Consider the following 21002-nt stretch of genomic DNA (forward strand, 5'->3'; position numbering starts at 1 on the left):
AAAACGTTTGGGCTGCCATGTTAAAAGAGTTTCTTCAAGTTTCATCAAACGTATCTATGGACGTGTTTTTTTGGGAGGCATGAAAGGATGGTTCAGCTAAAAAAATTGGCTTTTAAGCAGAAAACAAAATTGATGTTGCTAATCGTGCTTGCTTTCATCTCTGGTGCTGCCATTATTGGACAAGCTTATTTTTTTGCGGCGATTGTCGATCGCATTTTTTTACAGAAACAGTCTTTTGCTGATGTTTTTCAGTTGCTTTTAGGTTTGTTCATTGTTCTGTTGGCCAGAACTGCATCCCATTATTTCAGCGGTTTAACAGGAATTAAAATAGCGTCCAAAGTGAAAAAAGATCTTCGCCAATCTTTATTAAATAAATTTTCAAGCAACCCGCTGCAAGTATCGCTGCAAGGGAAAACAGGACAAAAAGCAAGTGTATTGCTGGATGCGGTAGATGAAATCGACAGCTACTTTAGCATTTATATTCCAAAGGCAGTTCAAACGTCGATCATACCTCTTCTCATTCTTTTCGTTGTGTTTGCTAGCCATCCATTTACTGGATTAATCATGGTGATCACAGCGCCATTTATACCGATATTCATGATCATCATTGGCTACAAAACGAAAAAGAAATCGGAGGAGCAAATGGAGAAAATGACCGCTTTATCGGGACATTTTCTTGACACTTTGCAAGGGCTGACAACCCTTAAGCTGTTCAACCGTGCGAAACAGCAGAAAGAAGCGATCAGAAAAAGCAGCTATGGCTTTCGTGATGCGACGATGGAAGTATTGAAAATTGCTTTTACCTCTTCTTTTATGCTGGAGTTCATTTCCATGCTTAGTATGGGATTGATTGCTCTTGATGTGGCGATTCGCTTAATTATTTTTCAAAACATTTCTTTTTTTACCGCGTTTTTCATGCTGATTCTAGCTCCTGAGTTTTATAATGCACTGAAAGATTTAGGAAGCGCCTTTCATGCAGGCAGGGGAAGTATGGGGGCGGCAAGAAAGATTGAAGAGGAGCTAAACGCAATCGGAAAGCCAGTAAAATGGGGGAAGGCAGTTTTGCCAAAAGGTGAAGGACCGCCGACCATTCGTATAGAAGGAGCGGGATTTCGTTACGAGGGAGATAGGTTTGCCTTAAAAAATATAAATGCTGAAATCCGTCCGTTTGAGCAAGTGGCAATTGTCGGAAAGAGCGGCGCTGGGAAATCGACTTTATTACATGTGATTGCAGGTCTTGTTCCGCTTACTGAAGGGGAAATTTATATGAACGGAATTCGGCGGTCTGCTTTGAACGAAAAGAGCTGGTTCGATGAAATCAGCTATATTTCGCAAAATCCGTATCTTTTTTCTGGAACGATTGCGGAAAATATCGCATTGGGAGGAAAACTCGATGCAACGAGAGAGGAAATCGAACAAGCAGCCGAAAAGGCAGGGATTTTAAAGCTTGTCCAATCACTTGAAAATGGTTTTGATACACCTATTGGAGAAGGAGGAAGGGGAATTTCCGGAGGGGAAAAACAACGAATTGCACTGGCACGAGCGTTTTTGAAAAAACCATCCATTATATTGTTTGATGAGCCGACGACCGGACTGGATCTTCAAACAGAACAAATTTTGCAGGATTCCATAAAGGAATTAGCTCAATCTTCCACCGTCATTACCGTCGCTCATCGGCTTCATACCATTATAAATGCGGATAAAATTCTTTTTTTGGAAAATGGAGAACTCATCGCATCCGGAACACATAAAGAATTGCTGAAATCAGTTGAAGCGTACAGGAAAATGACAACGCTCCAACAAGGAGGCATGGCAAAATGAAAGATTTGCTATTTATTACAAAGCTGACATTAACAGAAAAGAAAGATCTTTTTTTGTCCATTCTCTTCGGATTTATAACAGGAATCGCGACAGTGAGTTTGTTTGCTTCAAGCGGCTATTTGATTTCTAAAGCAGCTCTTGCACCGCCGATTTACACGCTGACTGTTTTCATAGCGTGTATAAAACTGTTAGGGTTTATCAGTGCCGGCAGCCGTTACGGGGAGCGTTATTTTTCTCATCGCGCCACATTCAATATATTAAGCCGGTTGCGAGTTTCTTTTTTTGAAAAGCTGGAGCCATTGGTGCCCGCGATTTTTCTTAAATATCGGAGCGGAGATCTCCTCTCCAGAATTGTCGGCGATGTGGAAACGCTGCAAAACTTCTTTTTGCGTGTTTTTTATCCGCCGATCGTATCCACTCTCATATTTTTATGGACCATTTTTTTCACTTCGTTCTTTTCCTTTTATATTGCCTTGGTGTTATGTATCGGTTTGATTTTCACCACTGTCCTAATTCCGGCTTACTTTGCTTTCAGACTAAAAAAAGTAGAGCGTCATGTTCGGCAAAGCCGCGGGAATTTATCGACAGAAGTTACGGAGTTTTTTTATGGGTTTCGCGATTTAAAAATTTATCAACAGCTTGAGCATAAACAAGAGAAGCTTACCCAACGCTCCGATGCTTATTTGAAAGAACAGGAACGTGAAGCAATCCATAACCTCTTCAGTCAATCTGTCAATACGTTTGTATCTTTAATTGTCTCTTGGATTATTCTTTTGCTTGGCGTCTATTTCGTTGCAGGCGGTCAATTAGATGGTATTTTTCTTGCCATGCTTGTAATGATTTCATTAACTGTTTTTGAACATGCGGCACCGATGGCTGCTTTTCCAAGTTATTTAGAGGACAGCCGTCAAGCTGCTGCAAGACTATCAGACGCCACGCATCAAGACTCTTCTGTAAAAACGTCTGATGAGAAAGAAATGAAGGAGCTTCCCGGTCAACAAGCTCCATCAATTGTCATGGAGAATGTCACCTTTCATTTATTTGGTGAAATTTTAAAAAATGTTTCAATTACATTTCCGGCAGGATCGAAAACAGCCATTGTCGGACCTAGTGGTTCGGGCAAATCGACCTTGCTGGCCCTTTTATTAAAAATTTATAAAAACTATCAAGGGGTGATTCGGATCAACGGCATCCCGGTCGATCAATTAGATGAAGAAAGCCTTTGGAAAAATGCGAACGTTATTTTGCAGGACAACCACTTTTTCTACGGTACCGTTCGCGATAACCTAATGATTGCTAAAGATGTAGTGGATGACGAAGACTTGGAAGATGTGCTGAAAAAGGTGAAGCTTGACTATCTTTCTTTGGCCGATCCGTTGTTAGAAAGAGGAGGAAATTTATCAGGCGGGGAAAAGCAAAGACTGGCGATCGCTAGGGTATTGTTGAAAAAAGCTCCGCTATGGATACTTGATGAACCGACATCATTTTTGGATGCTTTAACGGAACAGTCTATTTATCATCATCTGTTTGAAGCTGCTAAAAATGATACCGTCATCCTTGTCAGTCATCGTCTGGCCGGACTGGAAAACATGGATCAAATTATCGTTATGGACGAAGGAGCTGTTGTAGAAGCGGGAACCTACAAAGAATTGATGAACAAAAAAGGATACTTTTATCAAATGAAGCAAATTGAACAAAGTGTCTTTACAGCAAATTAAAAAAAGCCGACATGGAGCAAACTGTCGGCTTTTTTCGATTGATTTCTAAGCTTGCTTCAATTTTTATCCTCTTTTGGATATGAGGTCATCTTTCACTGCTGTCCAAAATGATAAAGCTGCAGCAGCGAATAGCACGAGAAAGGGGGCAAACGTAATTAAAAAAGTCTTCATCGTTCCACACTCCTTATTTTGCGTTTTGCCCTTTCACATAATCTTTATCGAACAGAAACAGTTTTATTAGTAAATAAAGGGAAGGGAGCAAAAGGGCTAATCCTAAAATAAAAACGATGATCAGGGAAATGGCCATAGCTTCGTTTGTAAAACTGTCATAAATGGACAAATATGGATAAAGCAAGTACGGATAATGGGAGATTCCATATCCAAAGAAAGCTAACAGAAATTGACCTACTAACAATCCGAATGCCAATCCATAATTTTTTCTTTTCCAAATGAGCCAGACAGTCCCGACATATAAAAGAAACGATAAAGCGAACATCCACCATAAATTAAGGATGCGTTCAAAATGCTCTTGGTTGTGATAGCTCAGTTCATAAATGATGCCGCAAGCTGTTATGATTAAAGGAAATGCCCAGAAAAGAGCATATTTTCTCATTAAATTCGTTGCGTCTGTATCACCAGTTTGATTCGCGTACCATGTAAGAAAAACAGCTGAAATATAAAGGACGGCCGTAATACTTAAAACGACGATGCTCCAAGATAATGGGCTTTTAAATAATGCTACGTAGTTTAAAACTGGATGCTCATCCACCATCGAGACAAACCCGCCTTCAGAAATGGCTAAGACGACAGATAATGATGCAGGGATCAATAACCCAGACAATCCATACATAAAGGCATACCCTTTATGTCCTTTTGATGAATACGTTTCAAATGCGTAATAAGACCCGCGAATGGCAAGCAAAATAATCGCAATGCTTCCCGGAACAAGGAGAGTTGTCCCATAATAAAATGCGGTTTTTGGGAAAAAACCGACAATCCCAACAAAGAAGAAAACGAAAAATACATTGGTTACCTCCCAAACGGGAGACAGGTAGCGTTGAATAATTTTGGACAATATATGCTGCTTGCCACTCAAAATGCTGTAAGCATTAAAGAATCCAGCGCCGTAATCAATGGATCCAACGATCACATAGCCGAACAAAAAGATCCAAAGGACGGATATCCCAATAATCTCCAAGCTCATGACTGCTCACCGCCTAATCGATTTTCAAGCTCTCTTTCCACCGGATTATTTTTAAACAACCGGCGAAGAATCACAATCGTGCCGATTCCTAAAATCAAATACAAAATGGCAAAAAGAATGAGCATAAGACCTACATGGCCGCTTGAAGTTGCTGCTTCACCCGTTGTCATAATTCCGCGAAGGATCCAAGGCTGGCGGCCAAATTCAGTCAACCACCAGCCAGCCTCAATCGCGATAAAAGATAGAGGCCCTCCGAGCACAATGAGCATGCGGAACCATTTTTGGTTGATGAAAGCCCATCCGCGCTTCACTCCAATCCAATAGATAAGTGCTAATAAAATCATGAAAACGCCAATGGATACCATAATATCAAAAAAATAATGAATATAAAGCGGAGGAGATTCAAAATTTGAAAATTGGTCTAGTCCGATAACTTCTGCATTTGGATCTCCATGCGCCAAAATACTGAGCAAATATGGGAATTTAAGTGCATATTTAATGTTTTGTTCGTCATCTAAAATACCAAACATGACTAGAGGAGCATTTCCTTCTGTTTCAAAATGCCATTCCGCTGCCGCCAATTTCTCTGGCTGGTACTCAGCTAAATATTTGCCGGAAAAATCTCCGATAACAGCTGTTGCAATGGAGAAAATCAGTCCTATTTTCATAGTTAAAAACAAGGCTTTTTTATGATAAACATGGTTGGAGCCTTTTAATAATTGGAATGCTGCAATAGATGCCAGCGTAAAGGCGGCTGTCATAAAGGCGGTTGCGACTACGTGTGCGACTTTTGTCGGCATGGCCGGATTAAAAATCGCACCCAGCGGATTGACATTGATGAGTTCACCATTTACAATGTCAAACCCTTGTGGCGCATTCATAAAAGAGTTGACGATGGTAATAAAAAAGGCAGAAAAGGTGGCGCCAAGGGAGACAGGAATCAGAAAGAGCAGGTGCTTCCGCTGATTTTTAAATCGTTCCCAAGTGTACATATAAATTCCGAGAAAGATTGCTTCAAAGAAAAAAGCAAATACTTCCATAAAAAGTGGCAATGCGATCACATTTCCGGCAAGTTCCATAAAATTCGGCCAGAGCAATGACAGCTGGAGTCCAATCGCAGTTCCTGTTACAACGCCGACAGCTACGGTGATGACATACCCCCGCGCCCAACGTCTAGCCATTAAAAGATAATGTTCGTCATTTTTTTTGATCCCAACCCACTGGGCAATCATGATCATCAACGGAACGCCTACCCCAATGGTTGCGTAAATAGCGTGAAAAGAAAGTGTAAGGATAGTCAGCATTCGACTGCTGAATACGGGGTCTTCAAATAACAATTTTATTTCCTCCTTTTGAATGGGATAAATCTTTGAAACCGGTCATGAGTATATGATCAGGATGAACCAATACAATATAATTTCATTTTACTTTATAAAAATGTGCTTTTTGTCAATTCTCTTTGACAAATGTATATAGAGAGAATGAACAATATGTGAACATTGGCTATTTTGCTTAGTTTATACCATATTATAGCATTTTAAGCAGCCTGTACCATCTACAAAATCTGAAAAAATCAGCATTGCTCAACATAATGTTTGTACAAATATTTAAAGAATATACATGATTTTCAAATCATATCGGATTATCTGCCGGGTTAAGAAAATATTGGGTTAAGTCCTGTGAAAAAAATCCATGTTTTCCCTTGCTTAAAAAGCCTGAAAGCAGCCAATCAGATTCTGTTTATGTTTGGCTGCGAAATTGGCAGAACGTTTGAATCCGTAATCGAACGGATTGTTGCTGCCGCCTCTAAATGTATATTTTTTGGCAAATAAAAAACGGCTGCATTCATCTTGACTATATAAAATCAAAAATGTTACATAGTCCGTTCTAAATCGCACGGGTTTTTAGCTGCTGTTCATCTGGGTAAATAGAGTCAAAACAGCTTCGAATTTATGCTGTATATTCATAAGCATGCTAGTTTGTGGGCAGGAAGCGTTCGTGCTATGATTTTTTATAAACAGCTGCCAAGGAGGGATGGATCGTATGGTGAAGAAAGTAATATTGAATGGTGTAGAGATACAAGTAGAGGAGTATGAAGAGGAAGTGGTTCATCAACCAAACGGTGAGCCATTACATAAAATTCGTTTTGCTTTTAAGGTGAGAAGCGATGAATATCATGATATTACGACGCTGCTGTATCAGCAAACGTTTGATGTGTCAGTTCCTGAAAGAGACCTGAACTTTAGGGGGACGATACAAAATTATTCCACTTCTGTGACGAATTTGTACAAAAAAAATCAGGTTGGTGATTTTCGATTAGAATTAATTGAGTCGATTTAACAATGATTGTTTCAATGGCGTAATCCCATGGTGTTCGAAGAAACAGAGGGAGGCACTATGTCAATTCATGTAGAGCATTTGTACAAGCAATTTCGAGTTCACGTTCGGCAAGCAGGGTGGACGGGTGCTGTACGCAGTTTGTTTAAGAGGGAAATTCGTACTGTGGAAGCGGTGCGAGACATTTCATTTACCATTCCTTCGGGAGAAATTGTCGCATTTTTAGGGCCGAACGGAGCGGGGAAAACAACGACAATTAAAATGCTGGCCGGTTTGCTTTATCCAAGCTCCGGCAGCATTCAAGTTGCCGGATATGTACCGTTTGAACAAAAAGCGGAATTTAAGAAGATCATGAGTTTAGTCATGGGACAGAAAAGCCAGCTCATATGGGATATTCCGCCGATGGAAACGTTTCTCGTCAATAAAGCGATATACGAAATAGAAGACCGTGCGTTTCGGCAAACGTTGGATGAGCTTGTCGAACTATTGGAGTTAGAAGAGCTCTTGACGAAACCAACGCGGAGTTTGTCTCTCGGACAGCGGATGAAATGCGAATTAGCAGCCGCGCTTTTGCATCGGCCGAAGGTTTTATTTTTGGATGAACCGACGATCGGCTTGGATGTCCATACGCAGGAAAAAGTCCGCCGCTTTATAGGACAATATAACCGCGAGCACCGAACGACAGTATTGTTGACATCGCATTACATGGGCGATGTGACAGCGCTGTGCGATCGGGTGCTCATTATTAATCATGGGAAGCTGTTGTATGATGGTGAATTGGACATGTTGACGGAAAAATTGACGCCGTATAAATTGCTAGAGGTTCAGCTTTCGTCCATTCCCGATATTTCATGGGATGCATACGGCGAATTAGTCGATGCAAAAGAGGGTAAAGTAACGCTTCGTGTGCCAAGGGAACGCATTCACGAGGTATCCTCCCGATTTTTGCAGCAGTTTGATGTTCGCGATTTAAATATAGAAGATCCGCCGATGGAAGAAGTGATAACGCTCGCGTTTCAGGAGGATGCACATGTTTCGTAAATACTCTGTTCTCCTTCGCATGAAATATGTGGAGATGTTTGCCTACCGGCTGGCGACGATCGTGTGGATGACAGGAGCCATGGTTCAGCCGCTGATCACGATGATGGTCTGGATGAATATTGATCCTGATCAGGAGAATGCGTTTATTTTTTACTTTGCGGCATTGATTTTTGTTGAACGCATGACAAGCGCTTGGGACGTTTGGGAATTGGAGCGGGAAATAAGGGAGGGAACCTTTTCTTATCAAATTGTCCGTCCGTTTCACCCGATACATTGGGCCATTGCTGAAAATATTGTGTATAAAGCGTTATTTTTCGTCATTTTAATTCCGGCATGGGGCCTCTTGGCGGTCTTTATTCCGGCGCTGCGGCTGGATCAAATAGGTGCGGCGCAGTGGCTGTTATTCTTTTGTGCGCTTTTATTGGCAGCGGTCATTCGTTTTTTATTCAGCTACACATTTGGTCTGTTAGGTTTTTGGGTGACAAAAGTGACGGCTTTGTATGGCATGTTTGAAGCGGTGTCTCTCTTTTTGTCGGGCCGCATTGCCCCGATGTCGCTCCTGCCGCCGTTTTTGAAAACGATCAGCTTTTATTTGCCTTTTCGATATATGGTCGGGTTTCCAATCGAAATTTTGACCGGAAGCGTCCAAGGGATGGATATTGTGTACGGATTTGGATGGGCTGCAGTTTGGAGCATGTTTTTTATGCTTGCAGTATTGTTGCTTTGGAAGGCTGGTCTAAGGAAAAACCAAGCTGTGGGGGGATAATGTGAAAAGACATTGGCGCATTTTTTGTGAATTTTTTCGGACTTGTTTAGTGGAGGAGCTCGAATATCGCAGCGAATTTTTAGGGAATTTCCTGTCGAGTTTGTTTGGCATTGGGATGGCTATTTTGACAATTCAAGTATTTTTTTATCAAACAGATAACCTCGGCGGTTGGAAATATGCGGATGTTCTGCTGCTTCTTGGTATATTCAATACGCTGCAAGGATTGATTGATTTTGCCCTGCGGCCCAACATGTCCCGTCTGCTGCAGCATATTCGCATGGGGACGTTTGATTATGTATTGACAAAGCCGGTCGACAGCATGTTTTATGTCAGCTTCCGCCATTTAGTGTTTTGGCGCTTAATTGATGTGCTTCTTGGCATCGGCTTGATCATCTATGCGTTAATACAAAAACATTATATGCCGACAATAATGGATGCAGTGATGTTTTTCATTAGTATCGGATCTTCGCTTGTCCTGATTTACGCGCTGTGGATGATGCTGATGACCACCTCCTTTTGGGTTATTCGTATCGATGATCTATCGTTTGTTTTTAATTCATTTTTTGAAACAACACGGTTTCCAATCGGAATGTATAGAGGCTGGCTTCGCATCGTGCTCACATACATTTTGCCAGCTGCCTTTATTACAAGCACGCCGGCGTTGTCTTTGCTTGGAAAATGGAACGGGATGACAACAATCCTATCCGTTGTACTTGCCGGGCTGTTCTTATGGATATCGCGCCGGTTCTGGCGGTATGCGCTCCGATCGTACACAAGTGCAAGCAGTTAAATATTCCGTGCATTGAAAAATGGCAGCAGAGAATGTGAAAAATTTGCTAATAAATGCAAACGGTAGATTTTGGTTAAGGAATGACCGAATAGCTTATTAGATGGATAGATGAAAAAGCAGAGGGGTTACAGTTTTTCAGTTGCTCTTCCCCAGCTGTTTGGCACGATAAAAGACAATGATCACTGGATGATTTTTTCGAACAAGCAGTCTGCCAAAATCAGTCGATGTCGCTTGAAAGATATATATTTCTCCCCTCATTTTTCCCAGCCTGACCCAGCTTAGGTTTTTCCAGTGAAACAGTTTCCTTGTATGGACAAATAGAGAAAAAAGAAGAAAAGGATTTTTTCTGCTTCTGTCGAATATTTTATTTTAGAGGTGTGATTAAAAAGGAAGGTTCCCATTATGGAAAAAGAAATTATTTGTAAAAGAGAAATAATCAAAATTGATCATCAAAACAAGAAAGTGGTGATAGATGAAATTGCGATAGAGTATCCGTTAACAATTTTTGTGAACAATGAGGAATTCGCCACATTAGTATGCTCGCCGTCCCATGTAGAGGAGCTTGTTTTAGGCTTTTTAGCTTCAGAAGGGATGATCCGCATAAAAGCAGATGTGAAAGCGCTTCAAATTGATGAGGATAAGGGGTTTGCCTATGTTCATTTGCATCAGCCGATAGGGGATAAGAAAGAGTTTGTTTCCAAACGCTTTATCGGCTCCTGCTGCGGAAAAAGCCGACAGTTTTATTTTTATAATGATGTGAAAACAGCGAAAACGATTTTGAGCAGCATGACGATTTCTGCCGCACAATGCTTTCAGTTAATGGAAATGTTACATGAAGCTTCATCGGCTTTTAAGCGTACTGGAGGCATTCATCATGCGGCATTATGTTCAAAAGAGGGATTGATTAAGACATTTTCTGACATTGGACGACATAATGCTTTAGATAAATTATATGGCTTCTGTCTAAACGAAAGCATTTCTTTAAATGATAAAATCATCGCTTTCAGCGGGCGGATTTCCTCAGAGGTAGTGCTGAAGGTTTCGAAAATTGGATGCGGTATACTTCTATCAAAATCGGCTCCAACAAATTTGGCACTTCAATTGGCAGAAGATTTAAACATTACGACTGTTGGGTTTATACGGGAAAATAAAATGAACATTTATACACATAGCAACAGAATAACAAAATAACAGGGGGAACGTATCGTGGGAAATGTAACGATTACGGTCAACGGGGGAGAAATAACCGCAAGGGAAAATCAATATCTTCTGCAGGCTTTGCTCGAACATGAAATGGATGTACCGCACGTTTGTTATCATGAAAGCTTGGGCGCAATTCAAACATGTGATACTTGTATGGTGGAAGTGAACGGGGAGCTTGTACGAGCCTGCAGCTACAAAGTCCAAGAAGGACTCGTTGTTGAAACAGAGACTTCTAAAGTAAAAGAATCTCAAAAATTAGCGATGGATCAAATTTTAAAAAATCATGAATTATATTGCACAGTTTGCGATAAAAACAATGGAGATTGTACAATTCATAATACGGTTAAAGCTTTAGGCATTGAACATCAAAGCATTCCGTTCCAACCAAAACCGTATGAAGTGGATTATTCAGGATCATTTTATCGATATGACCCAAATCAATGCATATTATGCGGACGCTGTGTAGAGGTGTGCCAAGATGTTCAAGTAAATGAAACATTGACGATTGATTGGAGCAGAGAGCAGCCTCGTGTGATCTGGGACAACGATGTGCCGATTGATCAGTCCAGCTGCGTAAATTGCGGCCAATGTGTAACTGTATGTCCGTGCAATGCCTTAATGGAAAAATCAATGTTAGGGGAAGCCGGCTTTTTAACAAATGTAGAACCTGGTACATTACGATCGATGATTAATTTGACGAAGGAAGTGGAAACAGGATACGGTTCGCTAATGGCCATCTCAGATACAGAAGCTGAGCTGCGCAAGGAAAGGATCAAGAAAACGAAAACAGTTTGCACATACTGCGGAGTTGGCTGTTCATTTTATATATGGACAAAAGACAGAAAAGTTTTAAAAGTTGAACCAACACCGGAATCGCCGGCAAACGGAATTTCCACTTGTGTAAAAGGAAAGTTCGGCTGGGATTATGTCAATAGTGAAGAACGGCTGACAAAACCGCTGATCCGGGAAGGCGACCATTTTAAAGAAGTTGAATGGGATGAGGCGATTCGATATGTTGCAAAACGGTTTAAAGAAATAAAAGATGCACATGGCCCTGATGCTTTAGGATTTATAGCTTCTTCCAAAGCAACGAATGAAGAATCGTATTTGCTGCAAAAATTTGCCCGTCAAGTGATAGGAACGAATAATGTTGATAATTGCTCAAGATATTGTCAATCTCCAGCAACGGTCGGACTATTTCGCACTGTCGGCTATGGCGGTGATTCAGGATCTTTTTCTGACATAGCTTCCTCTGATCTTGTCATCATTATTGGCGCCAATACAGGGGAATCGCATCCGGTTTTGGCATCAAAAATCAAACGAGCGCAAAAACTTTATGGACAAAAGCTGCTCGTGTTTGACTTAAGAAAGCATGAAATGGCGGAGCGGGCCGATATGTTTATCAGGCCAAAGCCGGGAACGGATCTTGTTTGGCTGTCAGCTGTAACGAAATACATCATTGACCAAAATTGGCATGATGAAGAGTTTATCAAAGAACGAGTGAACGGCTTTGAACAATATAAAAGTAGCTTAGAGCCGTTTACGTTGGAATATGCGGAAGAAGTGACGGGAATTTCCAAGGACACGCTGATCAAGGTTGCTGAAACGATTCATCAATCTAAAACAATGGTCATTTGCTGGGCGATGGGAGTCACTCAACAGCAGCGTGGAAGTGATACGAGTACTGCCATTTCCAATTTGTTATTAGTGACAGGCAATTACGGCAAACCGGGCACTGGAGCCTATCCGCTGCGCGGCCATAACAATGTTCAAGGGTGCAGCGACTTTGGAAGCATGCCGAACTTTTTCCCGGGATATGAAAAGGTAGCGGATGAAAAAGTCCGCAGCCGTTATGAAAAAGCTTGGGGCGTGACATTGCCTAAAAATCCGGGAAAAGACAATCATCAAATGGTTAAAGCGATTCATGAAGGCGCTTTGAAGGCATTATATGTGACTGGCGAAGATATGGGGATTGTCGATGCCAATATCAATCAAGTCGGCGCCGCTTTTGAAAAGCTGGAATTTTTCGTTGTGCAGGACTTATTTTTAACAAAAACGGCCCAATATGCAGATGTTGTGCTGCCGGCCAGTCCAAGCTTAGAAAAAGAAGGAACTTTTACCAATACAGAACGCCGGATTCAGCGATTGTATGAAGCATTGCCGCCTCTTGGAGATTCGAAGCCTGATTGGCAAATTTATTGTATGCTGGCGAAAGCGCTGGGCTTCAATTGGGATTATCAGCACCCTGGAGAAATTATGGAAGAAGCGGCGTCGCTCGCACCGCTTTTTGCCGGTGTTTCCTATGACCGTTTAGAAGGATTTTCAAGCTTGCAATGGCCTGTTGAGAAAGATGGAACCGACTCGCCGCTTCTTTATGAAGATCAATTCCCGTTTGCCGATGGAAAGGCACAGCTTTATCCGCTTCAAGTCGATTATTTATATGATGTAGATGAAGAGTATGATCTTCACGTGAACAACGGGCGCTTGCTAGAGCATTTCCATGAAGGGAACATGACGTATAAATCACAAGGAATCAGCCGGAAAACCCCGAACGCTTTTATAGAAATTTCGAAAGAATTGGCTGAAGAACGCCGTATTCAAGAAGGAGCCATTGTCAAGCTTATTTCTAAATACGGCTCTGTAAAAGGCCCTGTTCACATAACGGATCGCGTGCAAAAGCATGAAATCTTTATCCCATTGAATGATACGGGCGAATTGGCTATTAATCGTTTAACAGGCAATCATGCTGACCGCGATACGAACACACCGGCATATAAAGAAATTGCCGTCAAAATGGTCGTATTGAAGGAAAAAGGAGACTCCCCAATTCGTCCAAACAACCATCGAAACGGAAAAAGAAATCCGCAAATTGGGGTCAAAGTAGAGAAGAAATGGGAGCGCAGCGACTACACGTTTCCCGGAAGCAAGGTGAAAATACATGGCTAAACCAATTACAACCATCAAAAAAATCGAAGTGTCACAAGAAGAAAAAAGAAAGCAAAATTTATTAGAAATCGAGCAAGCGTTAGCAGACAATAAAGAGGCAGTTTTAGAAGGCATAGCATGTTTACGGAAGCTTCACGATGCAGGTGTTCTGGAAATCGCCAATGCCCTTTTAGCGCGGAAAGATCAAGTACTAGAAAACGTGGTTAAGGAAGTCAGCAGAAAACCGAACATTGATGTTTTAAAAAATATCGTCAATCTGTTGATGCTGCTGGGAACAATCGATCTCGAAAAGCTGCAGGTAATGACGACAAGAATGAATGCTGGAATACAAGAAGCTGCGGCAAGCGTCAATAAAGAAGAAACAACTTCTATTTTCCAATTGCTATCGGCTTTAAAAGATCCTGACATCAACCGATCGATTACTATGCTTCTTCATTTTTTAAGAGGAATGGGGAAATCTTAAAGGATTGGCAATAAAAGTGAAGCTTGAAAATTGCGAGGGAATGCTTTTGTGCAAAAAACATCCTGATTGGTAAAGAAATTTGTAACCATTATGTGGAAAGACAAAGCCCTTCTCATTCGAAAACGACTGTTGCCTATCGTTCGTAAAGAAAAACTCAAGAAAAGTGCAAAGCGGTCAATCATTCGGAGTTGACATAAAATTAAATATTTGTTATTAAAAAAATGATGATTAGCACTCGATTGATTAGAGTGCTAATTTTTATCTTAATTTTGCACATACGCTTTTTAGAAAGGAGAGGCGGTCATGGAAAAAAAAGAGTTTCAAGCCGAGTCGAAAAGGTTATTAGAAATGATGATCAACTCCATTTATACAAAAAAGGAAGTTTTTTTGAGGGAGTTAATTTCAAATGCAAGCGATGCGATCGATAAAATTTATTACAAAGCACTGACTGATGATTCGTTAACCTTTCAAAAGGATCAATACTACATAAAAGTTATTCCAGATAAAGAAAAGCGAACGCTCACAATCGTTGATACAGGCATAGGCATGACAAAAGAGGAATTGGAAGAAAATCTTGGTACGATTGCTAAGAGCGGGTCGCTCGCCTTTAAAAAAGAAAACGAATTAAAAGACGGCTATGACATTATTGGACAGTTCGGCGTTGGCTTTTATGCCGCCTTTATGGTTGCGGATGTTGTCACTGTCATCAGTAAAGCGCTGGGCAGCGATCAAGCATATAAATGGGAATCAAAAGGCGCTGATGGTTTTACAATCGAACCATATGAGAAGGAAGAGGTCGGAACGGAGATCATACTAAAAATCAAAGAGAATACTGAAGATGACAACTATGACGAATTTCTTGATGAATATCGGTTAAAACAAATCATTAAAAAATATTCCGACTTCATCCGCTATCCGATCAAAATGGATGTCAAAGTACAAAAACCGAAAAATGAGAACGAGAACGTATTTGAAGAGGTTGTTGAAGAACAAACAATCAACAGCATGGTTCCGATTTGGCGGAAAAATAAAAGTGAACTGACAGATGAAGATTATGAAAACTTTTATGCCGAAAAGCATTATGGCTTTGATAAACCGTTAAAACATATTCATATTAGCGTAGATGGGACGGTTCGCTATCAGGCGATTTTATATATTCCGGAAAAAACGCCATTTAATTACTATACAGCAGAATATGAAAAAGGGCTTGAACTGTATTCCAACGGCGTGTTAATTATGAACAAGTGCCCGGATTTACTGCCTGACTACTTCAGCTTCGTTAAAGGAATGGTTGATTCTGAGGACCTATCGTTAAATATTTCAAGAGAGATGCTCCAGCATGACAAGCAATTGAAAATCATTGCGAAAAACATTCAAAACAAAATTAAACGCGAACTAGAAAACCTATTAAAAAATGAAAGAGAAAAATATGAAAAGTTTTATGAAGCATTTGGCAGACAATTAAAGTATGGCGTTTACAGCGATTTCGGCGCAAATAAAGAAACATTGCAAGACTTGCTTATGTTCTACTCTTCAAAGGAGAAAAAACTTGTCACCTTACAAGAATATGTATCAAGAATGCCTGAGGAGCAAAAATATATTTATTATGCAACGGGCGATTCGTATGAACGAATTGAAAAGCTACCGCAAACCGAGCTGGTTGCAGATAAAGGCTATGAAATTTTGTATTTGACAGAGGATATCGATGAATTTGCGATCAAAATGTTAATGACATATAAAGAGAAAGAATTTAAATCAGTCTCCAGCGGCGACTTAGGAATTAGCGAAGAAGAAAACAAAAAAGAAACTGAAAAAGAACATAAAGAGCTGTTCGAACAAATGAAAAGCATTTTAGGTGATAAAGTAAAGGATGTGCGAGCATCAAAACGGTTAAAAACACATCCTGTTTGTTTATCAACAGACGGCGAAATCACTATTGAAATGGAAAAAGTATTAAATGCTATGCCGAACAGCCAAAACATTAAAGCGGAGAAAGTGCTTGAAATTAATACAGATCACGAAGTCTTTCAAACGCTAAAAGCAGCGTATGAAAACGATCAAGAGAAGCTGAAGCTGTTCACAAACATTTTATATAATCAGGCTTTGCTAATTGAAGGCCTGCCAGTCCAAGATCCTGTTGAGTTTACGAATGACATTTGTAAAATTATGGTTTCTTAAAAATCCAGGGCACATCCAGCGATTTGTCAAAGCTTGAACAATTTGCAGAGTTCAGCGCCACAACCGGAAAAACTTAGCTGGCTGAAAGGTGCACGATTTATAGATAAAGAAGCACAAAGAACCGATTGACTGATGCAAAAGTGCAGCAAGGCATGCAGCGGATGGATTTCGCAGATATGAAAATGAATGCTTGTTTTAGCTTTTAACGTATGGACATGCGCAAAATAATTAAGAAAGGCAAACCTGTCTTTCCGGCAGAGGCGGAAGGCAGGTTTGTTAATAGTTTGAGCTTTTTTGCAGCTAAGAGTTTTTTTCAAATTCCTTTAACTCCCACTAGGATCGTTTGAGAAAGTTCGTTATACTTTGGGGAGAGAGGAGTTTGGTTATGCTATTTTTTGTTATATTATTTTTTCTTGGACTTTTCATATTCTTTTTAATAAAAGGAAATAAAAATACAAAGGATGTAGCTGTTAAGAAAATCACAGTTCGCTGCCCCGATAGGAAAGCTTCTGCAAAGAATATAAAAATACTCCAACTATCTGATTTACACCTAGAAAACTTATCGATCAGCCCAAAGGAATTAGCTGAGCTGATTTCAGCAGAACCAATTGATCTTATTGCACTGACAGGTGATTTTCTCGACCGGAAGAGAAGCATCCCAAAACTTTCCGCATACTTGGAAGTATTGAGAAAAACAAATCCAACGTACGGCACGTATGCTGTGTTCGGCAATCACGATTATGTTTTAAAGGAAGAAGACTTTGAAACTTTGAAAAAAATGCTGCAGCATTACGGGATAAAAACACTACAAAATGAGCACGTGACCATTCAGCTTGAAGAAGAATGCTTGAATATTATTGGCATTGATGATTACACGACAAACCGCAGTAATGTTCAAAAAGCTTTTCACGGAGTAGAAGAAGGAATGCGATTAGTGCTGACCCATGATCCAAGCGTTATTCTTGAAATGGAAAACATTCCGTTTGATTACTTGCTGTCCGGTCATTTCCACGGCGGACAAATCAATTTGCCAAAGCCATACCATCTTTTTTACAAAGGCAAGCTTCCAAGAATGAACATTATTAAAGGACTTCATTACCATAACGAGCGGCCGTTTTATATAAGTGAAGGTCTTGGACAAACAGGAGTGAACATCCGAATTGGCAGCCGCCCTGAAATTACGTTTCATCAATTTTTATAGTATTTTTGACATATCTCTAAAATTGTAATGTTAAGATTGTAAAATTTTCCCTGCTATGTAGAAGATGATTCAATAGCTAAAGCAGGATGAACTCCTGCTTTTTTCTTTTTGCAAAAAAGAGTTTATTTTCTTGTATCTTTAATTAAGTCAGCTTTCCGTTTATTTGTTATTTATAAAAGGTTAATCACAAAATCTACTAAGATCCACATTTGCTAATAGCTAAAGTTAAATTACGCTTTTCCTCTAATAGAAATGCATGAATCGATGAAAAAATATAAAGCAATCACACCTTTTGATCCCATTGTAAAATTTAATGAGGCAAAACTTGCTGCTGTTCCATTGTTCAGCGTGTTGATCAATCGGAATTTTCAACGATCTTGAGTTCACAAAGAATTTTTTGTGAGCGCTTATTAGTTTTTTAACTTCATCCTTTCATTCGTTTCTCCGGTTTTTTTGTCGATGACTTTATTTCTGAACGCCTATAAACATGGTATACTCTTCCTATAAGGAGGCGGAGAAAAGATTTTTTTCACGATTGGGGTATTTAATGGAGAAAAAGCAAAAACTATTTCTAATCGCAAGTTTTAGCAGGAGCTTTAAAGGGAGAAAGTAAAGATTTCAAAAATATTTGCGGCTGCAACGTTCTTATTGCCGTTTCCCTTTGAATTGGCTGGTGATTAAATTTGTCGCCTTCTTTTTACATAGCCCGCAGTCATTGAAGCGATGACAGAAGAAATGATTTAGGAACGGAGGTTTTTTTAATGCTGCCAAAAACGATCGAACAATTGGATCAAATTCGGGAAGAATGCCGTAAATTAGTGAATAGACGTTCATCTGTTTCTGCTATTGCTGCAGCTGTTCCAATTCCGGGTATTGATGTGACGGTGGATGCTGCACTTGTGAAAGATCTGCTAAATGAAATTAATCAAAAGTTTGGTTTATCAAAAGAGCAAGTTGATCAATTGGATGCGAAAACAAAAGAGCTCATTATCGTACTGGCAACTTCATTAGGAAATGAACTCATCGGAAGAACAATTGGCAAAAAATTGGTGCTGAGCTTGGTGAAAAAAGCTGCAACCCGGATGGCGGCAAAACAGACGAGCAAACTTATTCCTCTCATTGGAATAGGGGTTTCGGCCGGGATCAGCTTTGCAACGATGAAATATTTAGGAAATAAACATATCGATGATTGCTATAAATTAGTTAAACAATATATCGAACAGGAGGCGTCATCAGAAAATTTTGCTGCAAAATAGTGAGTCTGGTTAGCTGCAATATTTCTAACAATAACCCCCAAAAAGCACTGATGATGATTAATTCAACTAGATAAAACCTCGGAGTAAATAGGATTAAAGCAATGATAAAGCCCCCATTGCTTAAAGGGGGCTATTGTTGAAGAGAAGATTTTCGATCGTGCTCCAAACTTTTCGGCTTTCTGGCAAAACGATGCTGTACAAAGAGGCAATATAAAACTAAACCTACCAACACATAAAGCGAAGTGTAAAAATATAAAGATGTAAATCCAGTAAAGACAACAATTGCTCCAGTTAAAAACGATCCGAGGCCGATGCCGATGTCGAAGATCGATAAAAAGGTGCTGAGAGAAGCCGCTCTTCTCTGTGGAGGGACAATTTGTATAGCCATTGTTTGGAAGCTTGGAAACAAGGTTCCCCATCCAAGACCGATAAATACTGCACTTAACAAATATATGAAGGACGTATTTGCCATGCTCAATATAAATAATCCAAAGGCAAATGAAACGATACATGGGATAACAATGACATTTGCGCCGTATCGGTCAAACCACCTTCCGGTAAACGGCCGGGAAATGAGCAAAACGATTGCATACACGACGAAGAATAAATTCGAACCGGCGCCAAGATTCATTTTTTCCGCAAAAACGGAGACGAACGATAATACAGTCGAATAAGCAAAAGCTAAAAAGGCAGCAATCAACGCAATGCGGAATGCTGATACTTCTACAAGTTTTTCAAAGCTGAAATTCACTTTGAAAAGTTCTCTTTTATTTAGTTTTGGCTTCATTTCATGCAGGTTAACTATTCCCCCGGTCAAAAGCGCCCCAACGGAACAAATAAGGGCAATGACGAGCATGACAAAAGAACCCCAATGATCTAACGAGGTAAGCCCTAAAAATGGTCCAATCACCATGGCGACATTGGAAGATAAAATAAAATATCCCATTCCTTCCCCTTTTTTCGATTCCGGCACGATATCTGCCACAATCGCCCCTGTTGCGGTAGTCGCGATCCCGAAACCGATTCCATGAAGAAAACGAATGATCAATAATAAGACAATTGAACTGACAAATAAATAAGAAATAGAGGCGATCAAGAAAATGACCAAGGAAATAATCAGCATTTTTTGTTTTCCAAGCTTCTCCATAAATTGGTCGACGAACGGGCGAGTCACGATCGCAGCAAATAAATAAACCATTGCTATTAAGCCAGCCTCAGCTTCGCTGCTTTTTAAATCTTGAATGACAAAGATCGGCAAGGTGACCAGCAAATAATAATAGTTCATAAAAAGAAAAAAATTACAAATTGAAATACTAAAAAAATTTTTCGTCCATAATTTTGCTTCTTCCATATTTGTCCCTTCTTTGAAAAAAATCATTTTTTCAGACTTTTTAAACAACAAACTAATTGTACACCTTTTTTTAAAAAAATAAAAGAATCGTGCACATGGTACAGCTATGAGGAGTAAATTTATCAATTTTCGGTAGTATTATGCAATTACGACTTATCCGCAGTTGGTAAAATTTTCCAGTTAAATTTATTTACAAAAAGGGTCAAAAAGAACCAATTTTGCTTATTTTTTTAAAAAATGTGGATAACTTATTTTTGTTTGTTGTGGATAACTTTTTTTCTTTGCCAAACATCACATCCTTTGGTACAATTAATTCGCTAGGTAAACCTAATTTGCATAGGTTTTCCCAGTTGTGCGATATCCTCGTCTGTTAGTGTTTGCCCACGGAAGGCTTCTAACAATCGCGAGGATATTTCTTTTATCGTTTTCTTCATGCTTCTCAATATTTTTGACCCATGCTCATGTAACACCATGATAATCTCTGTAATTTGGGTTAATAGGTAGTGATTTTTCATGGCATTGTAATCTTGGCTGCTTGCGTGTTCAATGTGGTAGCGCAGGTTTTTTTGTCTGTTAAACCCCTCATTCTCTATTCTCCAGCGGCTTCTGCCAGCGTTCATCAGTTTCTTTGCATTGTTTTTTGTGATTTTTATATCTCCTGAATCCGTGACAAAACATCTTTACAATGGTCGCAAACCGTTGATACGATAAGGGAAAACGACGTTGA

Annotated in this window: 19 protein-coding genes; 12 read left to right on the forward strand and 7 right to left on the reverse strand. The window is 39.9% G+C overall.

What is annotated here, in order from left to right; translation table 11 throughout:
- Positions 1-87 precede the first annotated feature (87 nt).
- Both cydD and cydC read left to right on the forward strand, forming a co-directional pair.
- The gene (gene cydD / locus NSQ44_RS06010) at positions 88-1821 is read left to right on the forward strand and encodes a thiol reductant ABC exporter subunit CydD (RefSeq protein WP_340855826.1); all 1734 of its coding nucleotides are present in this window, start codon (positions 88-90) and stop codon (positions 1819-1821) included.
- A complete protein-coding gene (gene cydC, locus NSQ44_RS06015) occupies positions 1818-3539 on the forward strand; it encodes a thiol reductant ABC exporter subunit CydC (protein ID WP_340855829.1) in 1722 nt (573 codons plus the stop codon). The genes cydD and cydC overlap by 4 nt, the downstream gene beginning before the upstream one ends.
- 63 nt (positions 3540-3602) lie before the next feature.
- On the opposite strand, the gene cydS is transcribed toward cydC, so the two are convergent.
- From cydS to NSQ44_RS06030, 4 genes are all read right to left on the reverse strand, one after another.
- Complete coding sequence (gene cydS / locus NSQ44_RS18980) at positions 3603-3710, reverse strand: cytochrome bd oxidase small subunit CydS (RefSeq protein WP_445659492.1); 108 nt, start codon at positions 3708-3710, stop codon at positions 3603-3605.
- A 13-nt stretch (positions 3711-3723) separates the two neighbouring features.
- On the reverse strand, positions 3724-4743 hold the full coding sequence (locus tag NSQ44_RS06020; RefSeq protein WP_063386398.1) for a cytochrome d ubiquinol oxidase subunit II: 1020 nt from the start codon (positions 4741-4743) through the stop codon (positions 3724-3726).
- Entirely contained in the window at positions 4740-6047 is a 1308-nt protein-coding gene (locus NSQ44_RS06025) for a cytochrome ubiquinol oxidase subunit I (protein ID WP_445659523.1), read from the reverse strand. The genes NSQ44_RS06020 and NSQ44_RS06025 overlap by 4 nt, the downstream gene beginning before the upstream one ends.
- 402 nt (positions 6048-6449) lie before the next feature.
- On the reverse strand, positions 6450-6641 hold the full coding sequence (locus NSQ44_RS06030; RefSeq protein WP_339199383.1) for a hypothetical protein: 192 nt from the start codon (positions 6639-6641) through the stop codon (positions 6450-6452).
- 145 nt (positions 6642-6786) lie between these two features.
- Between NSQ44_RS06030 and NSQ44_RS06035 the strand changes: the two genes are divergently transcribed.
- The 8 genes from NSQ44_RS06035 (at position 6787) to htpG (ending at position 16467) form a co-directional block, all read left to right on the forward strand.
- Positions 6787-7083, forward strand: a complete 297-nt coding sequence (locus NSQ44_RS06035) for a DUF3219 family protein (protein WP_340855834.1) — start codon at positions 6787-6789, stop codon at positions 7081-7083.
- Positions 7084-7140: 57 nt separating this feature from the next.
- Positions 7141-8121: an ABC transporter ATP-binding protein gene (locus NSQ44_RS06040; protein WP_311067090.1), complete on the forward strand. Its 981-nt coding sequence runs from the start codon at positions 7141-7143 to the stop codon at positions 8119-8121.
- Positions 8111-8887, forward strand: a complete 777-nt coding sequence (locus tag NSQ44_RS06045) for an ABC transporter permease (RefSeq protein WP_340855838.1) — start codon at positions 8111-8113, stop codon at positions 8885-8887. Before NSQ44_RS06040 ends, NSQ44_RS06045 begins: the two co-directional genes overlap by 11 nt.
- A gap of 1 nt (position 8888) precedes the next feature.
- Positions 8889-9677: an ABC transporter permease gene (locus tag NSQ44_RS06050; RefSeq protein WP_063386393.1), complete on the forward strand. Its 789-nt coding sequence runs from the start codon at positions 8889-8891 to the stop codon at positions 9675-9677.
- A 402-nt stretch (positions 9678-10079) separates the two neighbouring features.
- Positions 10080-10868, forward strand: a complete 789-nt coding sequence (gene fdhD / locus NSQ44_RS06055; protein ID WP_340855841.1) for a formate dehydrogenase accessory sulfurtransferase FdhD — start codon at positions 10080-10082, stop codon at positions 10866-10868.
- Between the two features lie 12 nt (positions 10869-10880).
- Entirely contained in the window at positions 10881-13826 is a 2946-nt protein-coding gene (gene fdhF, locus NSQ44_RS06060; protein WP_094245451.1) for a formate dehydrogenase subunit alpha, read from the forward strand.
- Entirely contained in the window at positions 13819-14289 is a 471-nt protein-coding gene (locus NSQ44_RS06065; RefSeq protein ID WP_130156759.1) for a DUF1641 domain-containing protein, read from the forward strand. Before fdhF ends, NSQ44_RS06065 begins: the two co-directional genes overlap by 8 nt.
- A gap of 303 nt (positions 14290-14592) precedes the next feature.
- Positions 14593-16467 carry a molecular chaperone HtpG gene (gene htpG, locus NSQ44_RS06070; protein WP_340855845.1) on the forward strand — a complete coding sequence of 625 codons (1875 nt, stop codon included), beginning with the start codon at positions 14593-14595 and terminating at the stop codon, positions 16465-16467.
- Between the two features lie 26 nt (positions 16468-16493).
- Here htpG and NSQ44_RS06075 read toward each other — a convergent pair whose 3' ends face one another.
- Positions 16494-16784, reverse strand: coding sequence for a hypothetical protein (locus NSQ44_RS06075; protein ID WP_340855848.1), 291 nt, complete (start codon positions 16782-16784; stop codon positions 16494-16496).
- Between the two features lie 68 nt (positions 16785-16852).
- Between NSQ44_RS06075 and NSQ44_RS06080 the strand changes: the two genes are divergently transcribed.
- Together NSQ44_RS06080 and NSQ44_RS06085 are read left to right on the forward strand one after the other, a co-directional pair.
- Entirely contained in the window at positions 16853-17668 is an 816-nt protein-coding gene (locus NSQ44_RS06080) for a metallophosphoesterase (protein WP_340855852.1), read from the forward strand.
- 761 nt (positions 17669-18429) lie between these two features.
- The gene (locus tag NSQ44_RS06085; RefSeq protein WP_327848182.1) at positions 18430-18924 is read left to right on the forward strand and encodes a hypothetical protein; all 495 of its coding nucleotides are present in this window, start codon (positions 18430-18432) and stop codon (positions 18922-18924) included.
- A 130-nt stretch (positions 18925-19054) separates the two neighbouring features.
- On the opposite strand, the gene NSQ44_RS06090 is transcribed toward NSQ44_RS06085, so the two are convergent.
- Positions 19055-20275, reverse strand: coding sequence for an MFS transporter (locus tag NSQ44_RS06090; protein ID WP_340855858.1), 1221 nt, complete (start codon positions 20273-20275; stop codon positions 19055-19057).
- Between the two features lie 317 nt (positions 20276-20592).
- The gene (locus tag NSQ44_RS06095; RefSeq protein ID WP_251249515.1) at positions 20593-20895 is read right to left on the reverse strand and encodes a transposase; all 303 of its coding nucleotides are present in this window, start codon (positions 20893-20895) and stop codon (positions 20593-20595) included.
- Positions 20896-21002: the final 107 nt, after the last annotated feature.

It is taken from the genome of Aeribacillus sp. FSL M8-0254, assembly GCF_038008845.1.
GTDB classification, from domain to species: domain Bacteria; phylum Bacillota; class Bacilli; order Bacillales; family Aeribacillaceae; genus Aeribacillus; species Aeribacillus composti.